Source organism: Streptomyces sp. NPDC029836, from assembly GCF_055574495.1.
Window position 1 is genome coordinate 23,322 of sequence record NZ_JBVHZI010000005.1, and the last position, 12,497, is coordinate 35,818.

Below are 12,497 nucleotides of genomic sequence, written 5' to 3' on the forward strand. Positions count from 1 at the left end.
CGCCCCGGTAGCCCCCCGCCCGGCCAGGGCTTACGCGCCTTGGCCGCCGCCCGGGCCGCGGCGGCCGCGGGGCCAGCGGCGGTTCACCACGAAGGCCCCGCCCGCCAGGACGGCCAGTACACCGCCCGCGATGCCCATCGCCGTACCGATGCCGCTGCTGCCCGAGTCGTCGCCGCCCGCGCTGGGGTTGTTCTCGTGGGACTGGGCGGGGGAGCCGTGCGACTTGGTGTCCTCGCTCTTCGGCGGCACCAGCTCACCGACCGGCCGTACCTTCCCGACGGCCGCGAAGCCCCAGTCGAAGAGCGCGGCCGTCTCCTCGTAGACCGAGTTGGCCCCGCCCGTGTCCGGGTTCATGACCGTGACCAGCAGCTTCTTCGACCCCTGCTGGGCGGCTCCGGTGAAGGTCGAGCCCGCCATGGTGGTGTTGCCGTTCTTCACCCCGGCGATGCCCTTGTACGGGCTGATGCCGCCGGCGCCCGTCATCAGCCGGTTGCTGTTCTGGATCTCGAAGAACTCGCGCGGCTTGCCGCCCTCCTGCCGGCCCGGGAACTGCGCCGTCACCGTGCCGCAGTACTCGCGGAAGTCCTGCTTCTGCAGGCCGGAGCGGGCGATGAGGGTGAGGTCGTAGGCGCTCGACACCTGTTCCGGGGCGTCGTACCCGTCGGGCGAGACCACGTGGGTGTCCAGCGCCTGGAGTTCCTCGGCGTGCGCCTGCATGTCCTTGACGGTCTTCTCGATGCCGCCGTTCATGGCCGAAAGTACGTGCACGGCGTCGTTGCCCGACTTCAGGAAGACCCCGAGCCACAGGTCGTGGACCGTGTACTCTAGCTCCTCCTTCACCCCGACGAGACTGCTGCCCGGCCCGACCTCGGACATCTCCTCGTCGGTGACCTTGTGCACCCGGTCCTTGGGCAGGCTCGGCAGCACGGTGTCCGCGAACAGCATCTTCATCGTCGAGGCCGGCGGCAGCCGCCAGTGCGCGTTGTGGGCCGCCAGCACCTCGCCCGTCTCGGCGTCGGCCACGATCCAGGACCGCCCGGTGAGGTTCGCCGGCAGGGCGGGCGCGCCGGGCAGCAGGTTCACCTGGGTGCCGGGCTGTCCGAGCGAGGCCCCGCCGACGGTCGACATCGACGCGGGGGGCGCCGGAGCCGCCTTGGCCCTGAGCGGCTGCCCCTTGCCGTCCGCGGCCGGCGGCGCCGGTTCCTGGGCTGCGTGGGCGGGGGCGGCCAGCATGGCGGGAACGAGCAGCGCGGCGGACAGGACCGTCAGCGCGGTCTTCTTTGCAGACACGCAGGTGAAAGTACATCCTGATGGACTGTCTGCCGTCGTGGACCGGCCAACCCGCCGCAACCACCGCCGGGACAGCCCACCCCGGCGCGTCCGTCCTGGGTACCGAACCGATACTGGGGTCATGAAACTCAGCCGAACCTCCTCCTGGTTCCTGCTCGCCTTCGGAGTGTGGAGCTGGTTCATCTGGATTTCCTTCGTCCGGAACCTGTGGAGGAACGGCAGCGGCCTGTCCTTCGACGCGGCCGGCGACCCTACGGGGTACTTCTGGGTCCACCTTCTCCTTGCGGTGGCTTCCTTTCTCCTGGGGACGGCCGTTGGTGTGATCGGCTTGCGTAGTGTGATGGCTCTGCGTCGGGAATCAAGATGACCGTATTTGTCTTTGTGCTGATCGTCCTGGCGGTGCTCGCGCTGCTGGCCTCCGTCCACCGCTGGCTCTGGATCCGGCTGGTCCGCGACACGACGCGCGCGGGCGGCCCGGCCCGCCGCGCGGGCACCGTCGCTGCCTTCGTGCTGCCGGTGCTGGCGGTCGCGGCCCTCACGGCCGGCCGCGCGGGCGCGCCGTTCTGGCTCCAGCGGCTGGTCGCCTGGCCCGGCTTCATGTGGCTGGCGGTGCTGCTCTACCTGACGCTGGCAGTGCTGGTGGCCGAGGTGGTCCGCCGCGTCTGGCTGCGCCGCCCGGCCCGTACGACGGCGCCGGCCACCGGCGCGCCGGAGCGGGCGCCGGAGCCCTTGGTCCGCGAGGACGCGGCCCCCACCGTGGCCGACACCGACGCCGACACCGGCGCCGCCGGCTCCGGACCGGGTGACGTGGCCACGGCCCCCGCGCCGGTCACCGGGGGCGCTCCGGGCGAGGGGCCCGACGGGGTCACCCGTCGGCTGTTCGTGTCGCGGGCGCTCGGCGGCGCGGCCCTGGTCGCCACCGCCGCCACCGTCGGCACCGGCACCTACGGGGTGCTCCGCGGGCCGCGCGTGAAGCGGGTCCAGGTGCCGCTGGCCCGGCTGCCCCGTGCCGCGCACGGCTTCCGCATCGCCGTCGTCAGCGACGTCCACCTCGGCGCCGTCCTCGGTCGGGCCCACGCCCAGCGGATCGTCGACACCGTCAACCGCACGCAGCCCGACCTGATCGCGATCGTCGGGGACCTCGTCGACGGTGACGTCCAGGACCTCGGTCCCGCCGCGGCGCCGCTGCGCGGGCTGACCGCCCGGCACGGCACCTTCTTCGTCACCGGCAACCACGAGTACTTCTCCGGCGCCCAGCAGTGGGTCGACCACGTCCGCGAACTCGGCCTGACCCCGTTGGAGAACGCCCGCCGCGAACTGCCGTACTTCGACCTCGCCGGGGTCAACGACATCGCCGGCGAGACCGAGGGCCACGGCCCCGACTTCGCGGCGGCGCTCGGCGACCGCGACCGCTCCCGTACGTCGGTGCTCCTCGCGCACCAGCCGGTCGTGATCGACGACGCCGTCCGGCACGGGGTGGACCTCCAGTTGTCCGGCCACACCCACGGCGGACAGCTCTGGCCCGGCAACTACCTCGCCGAGCTGGCCAACCCCACCGTCGCGGGCCTGGAGCGCTACGGCGACACCCAGCTGTACGTGTCCCGCGGCGCGGGCGCGTGGGGGCCGCCGGTCCGGGTCGGGGCGCCGTCCGACATCACCGTGGTCGAACTCGCCTCATACCAGGCCTGACCAGGGCTGACCGAAGCATCGTGACCCTTCCGCCGGCTGATCTTCTGTGATGGGGTGACCGATAATCGGATAGCTGGTTCGAATAGCGGGGGTTCAGGGGATGCGGTCTGTCCGCTCGAAGATCATTGCGGCCGGGCTGGTCCTGGCCGCCGCGGGCGTCGGCGGGTGGCAGATGCTGCCCACCGGGGACGACGGCAGGAGGGTCATCCACGTCGGGACGAGCGACGTCGTCTCGGCGCTCGACCCGGCCGGCGCCTACGACGCCGGCTCCTGGGCCCTGTTCAGCAACGTCTACCAGTCGCTGTTGACCATCAAGCCCGGCTCCGACACCCCCGTCCCGGACGCCGCCTCCTCCTGCGCGTTCGTCGGGCAGAACCTGACGACCTACCGGTGCGAGCTGCGTCCGGACCTGGAGTTCTCCGGTGGCCGCGCGGTCACGGCCGAGGACGTGAAGTTCTCCTTCGACCGGATCAAGCGGATCAACTCGGAGCAGGGGCCGGCCCCGCTGTTCAACACGCCGGCGTCGGTGAGCGCCGAGGGCCGCACGGTGACCTTCAACCTGTCGGCCCGCGACGCCACCTTCCCCTTCAAGATCGCGACGGGCGCGGCCTCGATCGTCGACAAGGAGAAGTACCCGGCGGAGGCGCTCCGCGAGGGCGACCGGGTCGACGGCACCGGCCCGTACACCCTCGGCGCGTACCGGCCCGGCGCGAGCGCCGAGCTGGAGCCGAACCCGGCGTACAAGGGCCGGGCCGGGCCCGCGCGGGCGAGCGTCACCGTCCGGTACTTCGCGGACTCCGCCGACCTCGACAGGGCTTGGCGGGAGCGGAAGGTCGAGGTCGCGCACCGCGACATGCCGCCCGAGGTCCTCGCGGGCCTGAACCCGGGCCTGAAGGACATCCGCTACCAGACCTCCGGCGGCACCGAGACCCGCAACCTGGTCTTCGACGTCCGTCCGGGCGCCGCGGCCGAGAAGCCGGCCGTCCGCCAGGCCGTGGCCGCCGTACTGGACCGCTCGAAGATCTCCGGGGACGTCTACAAGGGCACCGTCACCCCGCTGTACTCGCTCGTCCCGGCGGGCATCGCGGCGCACAGCACGCCCTTCTTCGACGCGTACCCCTCTCCCAACGGGACGCTCGCCCGCAAGCTCCTCAAGGACGCCGGCGTCACCACCGCCGTCCCGCTGACGCTGGGCGTCAACACGCGCGGGGCGAACGTGGCCGAGGCGACGGAGATCAAGCGGCAGCTGGAGTCCACGGGCCTGTTCCGGGTCACGGTCAAGCCCGTCGAGGCGTGGGCCGACTTCCAGAAGGGCTACGCGGCGGGGGAGTACGACGCCTACACGATCGGTTGGATCGCCGACTTCCCGGACGCCGACAACTTCCTCGCCCCGCTGGTAGGCGCCGGCTCCAGCATGAACAACGGCTACTCCGACAAGGGCGTCGACGAGCTGATCACCCGTACCCAGTCCTTCTCGGACCGGGCGGGGGCCGCCACCGACTTCCGCGAACTGCAGAAGGTCGTCGCCCAACAGGTCCCGATGCTGCCGCTCTGGCAGAAGAAGGACTACGTCCTGTCCCGCGAAGCCGTCACCGGCGCGCAGTACCTCTCCGACGGCACGGGCGTGTGGCGCCTGTGGGAGCTGAACTGGCTCTGACGGGCCCGGGTCGGCCCCCCTCCGAGGCGCCGGCCCGCCCCGCTCAGTCGAACGCGGGCGTGTCCCCGTGGGCCAGCAGGAGGGTCCGCAGGGCCTCGGCGACGGCGGCCGTCCCGTCGCGGCCCAGTGGGTCCAGCAGCCGGGCGTAGTGCCGCAGGTGAGCCTCCATCACCTTCCCGCTGATCTCCATTCACGGTGCTGCTGACGGCGCCCCGGCTGCTCGCCGACCGCGCGGGCTGGGATCCGGCCGCCGTCGGGACCGGGCAACTCGTGGCGCTGCTCGCCGGATCCGCCCTGTCCTGGCCGCTCGCCGCCGCCTCGGCCCGGATCGGCCGCGGGGTCCTGCGTACGGTCCTGGCCGCGCTCGGGGCCGCCTCGGCCCTCACCGCCGTCCTCGCCGACTCGGGCCCGCTGCTGCTGGCGGCCACGGCGGCGGGCGTGTTCACCGCCACCGCCGCCAACGCCGTCCTGTCCACGCACGCCGTGGCCGCCGCCCCCGACGCGGGCCGGCGCCCCGCCGCCATCGGCCTGTTCACCCTGGCCCACCAGCTCGGCGGCGCCTTCGGCCCGGCCGTGGCCGGCCTCCTGGTCCTCGGGGCCTGACGTCGACCGTCCGACCGTCCGACCGTCCGACGGGCCTGCGGGTCGGCTGTCCGGCTACGCCTCGTCGGGGTGCGGGTCCGAGGCCCGCTTGCCGCGCGCGACCGCCGTCTGGGCCATGCCCGGCAGGAAGTCCGCGAACAGCTCGTGCACCTCGCGCACCAACGGCCGCAGCACCCGGAACCTGGCCAGGACGATGCCCCGCGTCGTCAGCTGCGCGCCGCGCTCCGCGAGCCGCCGGGTCTTGCGGCTGTCCGGCGAGCGGTCGAAGACCCAGTACAGGACCAGCCCCATCTGCGAAAGCCACATCAGCTCGGGCAGTACGTCGGCCAGTTCCTCGGGAACCTTCGTCTTCGCACCGGCGAGCACCTCGCGGTGCATGTCGATCGCCGCCTTGCGCGCCGGTTCGGATTCCGGTGAGAAGGGACTGAGCGGACTCTCCGGGTCCGCCGCGTTCTTGAAGAACTGGGAGGCGAACTCGTGGTACGGCGCCGCGATGTCCAGCCACGACGTCAGGACCCCGGCGAGCCGCTTCTGCAGGTCGGTCTCCTGGTCCAGGATCGGCCGGACGGCCGCCTGGTGGGCCGCGCCGATCCGGTCGTAGAACCCCTGGACCAGGTGTTCCTTCGACTCGAAGTAGTAGTAGGCGTTTCCGACCGAGACCCCCGCCTCCTTGGCGATCCCCCGCATGGTCGTCTTGTCGAACCCGCGCTCCTGGAAGAGCCGGAGCGCGGTTTCGAGGATGAGCGTCCGGGTCTGCTCGCTCTTGGGCGCCTTCTGATCTGTCACGGTGTCCGACCTTATCGGGGTGCGGGGCACTGCTCGTCACAGAGTGGTTCCCCGGGCTCCGCTGCGGGGTCGGTCCGTACCGCCTGCCGTACGGCCGAGACCGTGTACATGGCCGCCTTGGCGAAGGGTCGGCCGGCCGCGGTGGCCAGCCAGTTGGCCCTCGGCCGGTGTTCCACGAGCGCCCACAGGCAGACGATGAAGGCGTCCGTACCGCTCCAGACCTGCCCCTTGTCACCGACCACCGTGATGTCGCGCAGGGTCGCCGCGTGGTCCAGCCGCGGGAAGCGGCGCCGCGCCTCGTAGGACCCGGCCGGCACGAGCCGCAGCGGTACGAGGCAGCGCTGCGCGAGCAACCACTGCCGGATGTGCACGCAGACCGGGCAGTTGGCGTCGTAGAGGACGGTCAGGTGCCGTACGGGCGGCGACGACGGTCCCATCGCTCAGACCCCGGTCTGCGGGGTCCACCCCTGCGGGGCGACGGGCGGGGTGTGCTGACGCTCCATGACGCCCCGGCGGCGCATCTTGTTGAGCACCCACACGTTCCCGAGGTGCATGACGCCGAGCACGAGCAGGACGACGCCGAGCTTGACCGACAGTGCCTCGAAGAGGTCGCGGGCCGCGAGGATGTCCTCGCTCGACCGCAGGTAGAGGGTCACGAACCCGATGTTGACCAGGTAGAAGCCGACCACCAGGAGCTGGTTGACGGCGTCGGCGAGCTTCTCGTTCCCCTGGAGGACGTCACCGATGAAGACCCGGCCGTTGCGGCTGAGCGTGCGGGCCACCCAGACGGTGAGTCCGATGCTGATGAGCAGGTAGATGACGTACGCGACCACGGTGAGGTCCATTGCCCCAGCCCCTTTGAACGTGTTCAACTGCTGACGTCGTTGACTCTAGACCTCTTTTTGAACAGGTTCAAGCAAACTTTTGAACGCATTCGAAGACGCACGTCCCCCAAGCAGTGCCAGGCGCGAGGCCCGCTCGGGGTGGGGACGGCGATCCGCAGCGAGATCCGGCCGCCGTAGGAGGAGCCGACGAACGCGGCGCGTCCGACGCCGAGTCGGTCCAGCAGCGCCGGGACGGCGCCGTGGTCGCTGTACGGGGCCGGGCCCGGTCACCTCATGAGAAAGGGTCATCCCGTGATCCGCCCGCGGCCGGGACCCCGTCGCCACCGCGTTTCCACGGATCTCCGCAGGTCGGCGGTGGTTCGGGCGGGCGGTCGTGCGGGCGGGCGTGGGGGTGCGCGTGGGGGTGCGCGTTCGGGCATCGGGGCGCGCGTTCGGGCGCGCGGACCTCAGATGCTCAGGGACCGGGCGTGGTTGAGCTGCCCCATGACCCACTGCATGGCGTAAGGGTCGCTCGCGGGGATCATCGTCGAGTGGTGGCGACCGCCGCTGGTCACCGTCACCTGGATGTAGCCGGTGGTGACCTTCTCCTTCATCAGCAGGAACAGCAGGCCGATCAGACAGAACAGGGCGAAGACGATGGCCAGCACGATCGCGTGCGTCGGGATCTTCTCCTCGGTCCGCGAGAAGTCGGTGGCGTTCCACATCGCGCCCCGCAGCGGCATCGTCCCCGAGGGCGTGATGATCTGGTCGCCCGCGATGGTGATGTCGCCCAGCGCGAACGAGCCGCCCATCGGGCCGGGAACGGGCGCGGGCAGGCCCGCGCCCATGGTCGGCTGGTAGGGCGGCGGCGCGGTCGGATAGGGCTGCGGGTAACCGTAACTGGGCTCGCCCGGGCCCCACGTGTAGTCACCCGGCCCGGGCTGCCCGCCCGGCCCGCCCGCATACGGATTCGGCTGCTGCTCACTCATACGGCCGATCTTTCCACAGCGGCCGGTGCCTCCGTACCCGCCCGGCGGGCCCCTTCGGGCCGCCGCGAGCCGGCGCGGCGCCGGCCGGGACGCGCCGGAGGCCCGCACCCCCTCGGGGGTGCGGGCCTCCGGCGCGGCGACGGGGAGGATCAGAAGCGGCGCGTGATGAGCGCGCGCTTGACTTCCTGGATCGCCTTGGTGACCTCGATGCCACGCGGGCACGCGTCGGTGCAGTTGAAGGTCGTGCGGCAACGCCACACGCCGTCCTTGTCGTTCAGGATCTCCAGCCGCTGCTCACCGGCTTCGTCGCGCGAGTCGAAGATGAAGCGGTGCGCGTTGACGATCGCCGCCGGGCCGAAGTACTGGCCGTCGTTCCAGAACACCGGGCACGAGGACGTGCACGCGGCGCACAGGATGCACTTGGTGGTGTCGTCGAAGCGCTCGCGGTCCTCGGCGGACTGCAGGCGCTCGCGCGTCGGCTCGTTGCCCTTGGTGACCAGGAACGGCATGACGTCCCGGTACGCCTGGAAGAAGGGTTCCATGTCGACGACGAGGTCCTTCATCACCGTGAGGCCCTTGATGGCCTCGACGGTGATCGGCTTCTCCGGGTTGATGTCCTTGATCAGCGTCTTGCAGGCGAGCCTGTTCTTGCCGTTGATCCGCATCGCGTCGGAGCCGCAGATGCCGTGCGCGCACGAGCGACGGAAGGTCAGCGTGCCGTCGATGTCCCACTTGATCTTGTGGAGACCGTCGAGCACGCGCTCCTTCGGGTCGATCTCGACCTGGAAGTCCTGCCAGGTCGACTCCTCCGAGACCTCCGGGTTGAACCGGCGGATCCGGAACGTCACCGTGATGAACGGCGAAGCGGCGGCGGCCGCCTCCATCTGGTCCGTCTTGGACAGGGTCGGGGTGGCCATCAGTACTTACGCTCCATCGGCTGGTAGCGGGTGACGACGACGGGCTTGTAGTCCAGCCGGACGGAATCCTTGCCGTCGGAGTCGACCTCGCGGTACGCCATGGTGTGGCGCATGAAGTTGACGTCGTCGCGGTTCGGGTAGTCCTCGCGGTAGTGACCGCCGCGGGACTCCTTGCGCGCGAGCGCGGACACGGCCATGACCTCGGCCAGGTCGAGCAGGTTGCCCAGCTCGATGGCCTCCAGCAGGTCCGTGTTGAAGCGCTTGCCCTTGTCCTGGACGGAGACGTTCTTGTACCGCTCGCGCAGCTCCGCGATCTTGTCGACCGCGGTCTTGATGGTCTGCTCCGTACGGAACACCATCACGCAGGCGTCCATCGTCTCCTGGAGTTCCAGGCGCAGGTCGGCGACCCGCTCGTGGCCCGTGGAGTCGCGCAGTTGCTCGACCAGGTCGGCGACCTGCTGCGCCGGGTTCTCCGGCAGCTCGACGAAGTCGTGCGCGTGGGCGTACTTCGCCGCGGCGATGCCCGAGCGCTTGCCGAACACGTTGATGTCCAGCAGCGAGTTCGTGCCCAGCCGGTTGGCGCCGTGCACCGACACGCAGGCGACCTCGCCGGCCGCGTACAGGCCCGGGACGACGGTGGTGTTGTCGCGCAGGACCTCACCCTCGACGTTGGTCGGGATGCCGCCCATGGCGTAGTGCGCGGTGGGCTGGATCGGGATCGGGTCCGTGTACGGCTCGATGCCGAGGTACGTGCGGGCGAACTCGGTGATGTCCGGGAGCTTCGCGTCGAGCTGCTCCGGCGGCAGGTGCGTCAGGTCCAGGTACACGTGGTCACCGGCGGGACCGCAGCCGCGGCCCTCACGGATCTCCGTGTAGATGGAGCGCGAGACGACGTCACGGGACGCGAGGTCCTTCATGACCGGCGCGTACTTCTCCATGAAGCGCTCGCCGTCCTTGTTGCGGAGGATGCCGCCCTCACCGCGGGCGCCCTCCGTCAGCAGGATGCCCATGCGCCAGATGCCCGTCGGGTGGAACTGGAAGAACTCCATGTCCTCCAGCGGCAGACCCCGGCGGTAGCAGGCCGCCTGGCCGTCACCGGTGAGGGTGTGCGCGTTGGAGGTCACCTTGAAGAACTTGCCGGTGCCGCCGGAGGCGTAGATGACGGACTTCGCCTGGAACACGTGGATCTCGCCGGTGGCGAGCTCGTACGCGACCACGCCGGCCGACTTCGTGACGCCGTCCTCCTCGACCAGGAGCTGGTCCAGGACGTAGAACTCGTTGAAGAACTCCACGCCCTCCTTGACGCAGTTCTGGTACAGCGTCTGGAGGATCATGTGGCCGGTGCGGTCCGCGGCGTAGCAGGACCGGCGGACCGGCGCCTCGCCGTGGTTGCGGGAGTGCCCGCCGAAGCGGCGCTGGTCGATGGTGCCGTCCGGGGTGCGGTTGAACGGCAGGCCCATCTTCTCCAGGTCGAGGACCGCGTCGATGGCCTCCTTCGCCAGGATCTCGGCGGCGTCCTGGTCGACCAGGTAGTCACCGCCCTTGACCGTGTCGAAGGTGTGCCACTCCCAGTTGTCGTCCTCCACGTTGGCCAGCGCGGCAGCCATGCCGCCCTGCGCGGCGCCCGTGTGGGAGCGGGTGGGGTAGAGCTTCGTCAGCACGGCGGTGCGGCTGAGCTTCGTCGCCTCGATGGCGGCGCGCATGCCGGCGCCACCTGCGCCGACGATGACGGTGTCGTACTTGTGGATCTTCATGGGATTCGCCTCAGCCCCGTTGCCTAGCGGATGTTCGGGTCGAAGGTGAAGATCACCAGCGTGCCCAGAAGGATGGTGAACACCGTGGCGGTGTAGAGCAGGCCCTTCAGCCACAGCCGCGTGTTGGCACGCTCCGCGTAGTCGTTGATGACGGTACGCAGGCCGTTCGCGCCGTGCAGCATGGCCAGCCACAGCATCAGCAGATCCCAGATCTGCCAGAACGGGGACGCCCAGCGGCCGGCCACGAAGGCGAAGCCGATCTTGGAGACGCCGCCGTCCAGCACCAGCTGGATGAGCAGGTGGCCGAGCACGAGCACGACCAGGACGATGCCCGAGAGGCGCATGAAGAGCCACGCGACCATCTCGAAGTTGCCCCGGGTCGAGCGCGGGGTCTTGCTGGTCCGCTTGCGCGGGGCCTCGATGTACGGCGCCGGGTTGTCGACGTCGTAGAGGGACACGCCCTCCACGCCGCCGATGCCCTTGTCGAAAGAAGTGTCAGAAGACATGCGTGTCACTTCCCGAACAGTTCGAGGTAGGCGTGGCCCAGAACGGGGAGGATCGCCATGATCATCATCACGACCCAGATGCCCACGACGGTCCAGAGCATCTGCTTCTGGTAGCGCGGTCCCTTGGACCAGAAGTCCACAGCGATGACACGAAGACCGTTGAGCGCGTGGAACAGGATTGCGGCGACGAGGCCGTACTCCAGCAGCGCGACGATCGGAGTCTTGTAGGTAGCCACGACATCGTCGTACGCCTCGGGTGAGACGCGAACGAGAGCGGTGTCGAGGACGTGTACGAACAGGAAGAAGAAGATGAGGACGCCGGTGACTCGATGAGCCACCCAGGACCACATTCCTTCCCGGCCGCGGTACAACGTTCCAGCCGGCACGGAAAACCCTCCGGAAGCGGGGCGGGGGCCAGCCGGCTTCTTTGTCGGTCGGGCCCGGCCGGGTACGGTCCTCCGGCCCCGGACATCGTAGCGACGCTTTGTCGGTTCCCTTGCGCGGGGGCCATCGGTGTGATCAAACAGGCACGGACGGACTATCCCACAGGGGCGAATAGCCCGAAATCGGCCTCATATGGTCCACCGTCGGGGACCGTCCCGGACGAGCCTTCCGGTGCCGAGGGCAGCCGGTCCAGCAGTCGGAGGAGCCGGCCGCGGGCGACGAGGCGCAGTTCCTCGGCCGAGATCGAGCGTTCCTCGTCGATCTCGTGAGCCATTCTGCGCCGGATCGCGGCCAACAGCTGGTCCACCTGCTCCTCCGGCGGGTGGTCGTCCAGACAGATCACGAAGGCGTGCCGGAAGGTGCGCTCGTACTCCGCCCGGGCCGCGTCGAGCGCCAGCATCGCCGCGTACGGGGCCCCGTGCCCCAGTTCCGCCGAGGACTCCGCGGCCAGCGCCTCGGTGAGGTCGGCCTGGGACATGTCGTAGGAGGCCTCCTCCGCGGCGGCGATCAGCGAGGCGGTGTCCGGGTAGGGGCGGTGGGTGGCGACCCGGTGCGCCCAGCGTCGGCTGCCGCAGCAGTGCAGCAGCGCCGCCCGGGCGGCTTCGGGGGCCAGGGAGTTGAACCGGGCCGGCCCGGAACCGGAGGCTGTGCCGCGGACCTGTGCCGGAAGGTGGCTGGACAGCGGAGTTCTCCTCGGGGCGCGGCGCGGGTGTACCGCCACGCTAGCGATCTCCCCGGGAGAGTGTCGTACCCGTGCGGAGATTTCACCCGGAAGTGAGCCGAAAGGATGAGTTGTGCCGCGACGGGCCGGCCGTCCGGCGATGTCCCCCGGTGTCCGGAGGTGTCCGTCGCCGGCGCGTGGCCGGATCCGGCGGGTGCGCCCCGCGGCACCCGGGAGGATGTGCAAAGGAGGAGGACGACCGAGGCCGCCACCCCCCACAGGAGAGGCCCCGGTCGCCATCCGACACGGACTCGTGCGACAAGCCCGTACCCCTGTCAGCGCCGCGAGTGCGTTTTGTGTCACACCCCGCTCCGCGC

At 70.5% G+C, this 12,497-nt stretch carries 15 protein-coding genes; 4 read left to right on the plus strand and 11 right to left on the minus strand.

Annotation, left to right across the window (positions count from 1 at the left end; all coding sequences use genetic code 11):
- Positions 1-30: 30 nt before the first annotated feature.
- Complete coding sequence (locus tag ACZ4XJ_RS16575) at positions 31-1,290, minus strand: D-alanyl-D-alanine carboxypeptidase family protein (protein ID WP_362879802.1); 1,260 nt, start codon at positions 1,288-1,290, stop codon at positions 31-33.
- 121 nt (positions 1,291-1,411) lie between these two features.
- Between ACZ4XJ_RS16575 and ACZ4XJ_RS16580 the strand changes: the two genes are divergently transcribed.
- From ACZ4XJ_RS16580 to ACZ4XJ_RS16590, 3 genes are all read left to right on the plus strand, one after another.
- Positions 1,412-1,657 (plus strand): SCO4848 family membrane protein, encoded by a 246-nt coding sequence (locus tag ACZ4XJ_RS16580; protein ID WP_362879803.1) that lies wholly within the window; start codon positions 1,412-1,414, stop codon positions 1,655-1,657.
- Positions 1,654-2,979, plus strand: coding sequence for a metallophosphoesterase (locus tag ACZ4XJ_RS16585; RefSeq protein ID WP_468496582.1), 1,326 nt, complete (start codon positions 1,654-1,656; stop codon positions 2,977-2,979). Before ACZ4XJ_RS16580 ends, ACZ4XJ_RS16585 begins: the two co-directional genes overlap by 4 nt.
- A 100-nt stretch (positions 2,980-3,079) precedes the next feature.
- Positions 3,080-4,636 carry an ABC transporter substrate-binding protein gene (locus tag ACZ4XJ_RS16590; protein WP_468496583.1) on the plus strand — a complete coding sequence of 519 codons (1,557 nt, stop codon included), beginning with the start codon at positions 3,080-3,082 and terminating at the stop codon, positions 4,634-4,636.
- Positions 4,637-4,679: 43 nt separating this feature from the next.
- Here ACZ4XJ_RS16590 and ACZ4XJ_RS16595 read toward each other — a convergent pair whose 3' ends face one another.
- Entirely contained in the window at positions 4,680-4,826 is a 147-nt protein-coding gene (locus ACZ4XJ_RS16595; RefSeq protein ID WP_468496584.1) for a hypothetical protein, read from the minus strand.
- A 5-nt stretch (positions 4,827-4,831) separates the two neighbouring features.
- Here ACZ4XJ_RS16595 and ACZ4XJ_RS16600 point away from each other — a divergent pair, with 5 nt between their 5' ends.
- Positions 4,832-5,239, plus strand: coding sequence for a hypothetical protein (locus ACZ4XJ_RS16600; RefSeq protein WP_468496585.1), 408 nt, complete (start codon positions 4,832-4,834; stop codon positions 5,237-5,239).
- 54 nt (positions 5,240-5,293) lie between these two features.
- Here the strand turns inward: ACZ4XJ_RS16600 and ACZ4XJ_RS16605 are convergent, their stop codons facing one another.
- From ACZ4XJ_RS16605 to ACZ4XJ_RS16645, 9 genes are all read right to left on the minus strand, one after another.
- A complete protein-coding gene (locus ACZ4XJ_RS16605) occupies positions 5,294-6,025 on the minus strand; it encodes a TetR family transcriptional regulator (RefSeq protein ID WP_362879807.1) in 732 nt (243 codons plus the stop codon).
- Between the two features lie 11 nt (positions 6,026-6,036).
- Positions 6,037-6,462, minus strand: a complete 426-nt coding sequence (locus tag ACZ4XJ_RS16610) for a thiol-disulfide oxidoreductase DCC family protein (RefSeq protein WP_362879808.1) — start codon at positions 6,460-6,462, stop codon at positions 6,037-6,039.
- 3 nt (positions 6,463-6,465) lie between these two features.
- Positions 6,466-6,870 (minus strand): hypothetical protein, encoded by a 405-nt coding sequence (locus ACZ4XJ_RS16615; RefSeq protein WP_362879809.1) that lies wholly within the window; start codon positions 6,868-6,870, stop codon positions 6,466-6,468.
- A 446-nt stretch (positions 6,871-7,316) separates the two neighbouring features.
- Positions 7,317-7,838 carry a hypothetical protein gene (locus tag ACZ4XJ_RS16620; RefSeq protein WP_362879810.1) on the minus strand — a complete coding sequence of 174 codons (522 nt, stop codon included), beginning with the start codon at positions 7,836-7,838 and terminating at the stop codon, positions 7,317-7,319.
- A 149-nt stretch (positions 7,839-7,987) separates the two neighbouring features.
- Positions 7,988-8,755, minus strand: coding sequence for a succinate dehydrogenase iron-sulfur subunit (locus ACZ4XJ_RS16625; protein WP_362879811.1), 768 nt, complete (start codon positions 8,753-8,755; stop codon positions 7,988-7,990).
- Positions 8,755-10,509 carry a succinate dehydrogenase flavoprotein subunit gene (sdhA, locus tag ACZ4XJ_RS16630; RefSeq protein ID WP_362879812.1) on the minus strand — a complete coding sequence of 585 codons (1,755 nt, stop codon included), beginning with the start codon at positions 10,507-10,509 and terminating at the stop codon, positions 8,755-8,757. Before sdhA ends, ACZ4XJ_RS16625 begins: the two co-directional genes overlap by 1 nt.
- Before the next feature lie 23 nt (positions 10,510-10,532).
- The gene (locus ACZ4XJ_RS16635) at positions 10,533-11,015 is read right to left on the minus strand and encodes a succinate dehydrogenase hydrophobic membrane anchor subunit (protein WP_362879813.1); all 483 of its coding nucleotides are present in this window, start codon (positions 11,013-11,015) and stop codon (positions 10,533-10,535) included.
- Positions 11,016-11,020: 5 nt separating this feature from the next.
- Entirely contained in the window at positions 11,021-11,401 is a 381-nt protein-coding gene (gene sdhC / locus ACZ4XJ_RS16640; RefSeq protein ID WP_468496586.1) for a succinate dehydrogenase, cytochrome b556 subunit, read from the minus strand.
- 152 nt (positions 11,402-11,553) lie between these two features.
- On the minus strand, positions 11,554-12,180 hold the full coding sequence (locus tag ACZ4XJ_RS16645) for a 2-oxo-4-hydroxy-4-carboxy-5-ureidoimidazoline decarboxylase (protein WP_468496587.1): 627 nt from the start codon (positions 12,178-12,180) through the stop codon (positions 11,554-11,556).
- Between the last annotated feature and the right edge of the window lie 317 nt (positions 12,181-12,497).

What these genes read in the sequence shown, in the direction of transcription:
- ACZ4XJ_RS16625 (WP_362879811.1), bottom strand. Translation starts at nt 8,755, where the DNA reads ATGGCCACCCCGACCCTGTCCAAGACGGACCAGATGGAGGCGGCCGCC.
- ACZ4XJ_RS16580 (WP_362879803.1), top strand. Translation starts at nt 1,412, where the DNA reads ATGAAACTCAGCCGAACCTCCTCCTGGTTCCTGCTCGCCTTCGGAGTG.
- ACZ4XJ_RS16635 (WP_362879813.1), bottom strand. Translation starts at nt 11,015, where the DNA reads ATGTCTTCTGACACTTCTTTCGACAAGGGCATCGGCGGCGTGGAGGGC.
- ACZ4XJ_RS16595 (WP_468496584.1), bottom strand. Translation starts at nt 4,826, where the DNA reads ATGGAGATCAGCGGGAAGGTGATGGAGGCTCACCTGCGGCACTACGCC.
- ACZ4XJ_RS16585 (WP_468496582.1), top strand. Translation starts at nt 1,654, where the DNA reads ATGACCGTATTTGTCTTTGTGCTGATCGTCCTGGCGGTGCTCGCGCTG.
- ACZ4XJ_RS16610 (WP_362879808.1), bottom strand. Translation starts at nt 6,462, where the DNA reads ATGGGACCGTCGTCGCCGCCCGTACGGCACCTGACCGTCCTCTACGAC.
- ACZ4XJ_RS16590 (WP_468496583.1), top strand. Translation starts at nt 3,080, where the DNA reads ATGCGGTCTGTCCGCTCGAAGATCATTGCGGCCGGGCTGGTCCTGGCC.
- sdhA (WP_362879812.1), bottom strand. Translation starts at nt 10,509, where the DNA reads ATGAAGATCCACAAGTACGACACCGTCATCGTCGGCGCAGGTGGCGCC.
- ACZ4XJ_RS16620 (WP_362879810.1), bottom strand. Translation starts at nt 7,838, where the DNA reads ATGAGTGAGCAGCAGCCGAATCCGTATGCGGGCGGGCCGGGCGGGCAG.
- ACZ4XJ_RS16615 (WP_362879809.1), bottom strand. Translation starts at nt 6,870, where the DNA reads ATGGACCTCACCGTGGTCGCGTACGTCATCTACCTGCTCATCAGCATC.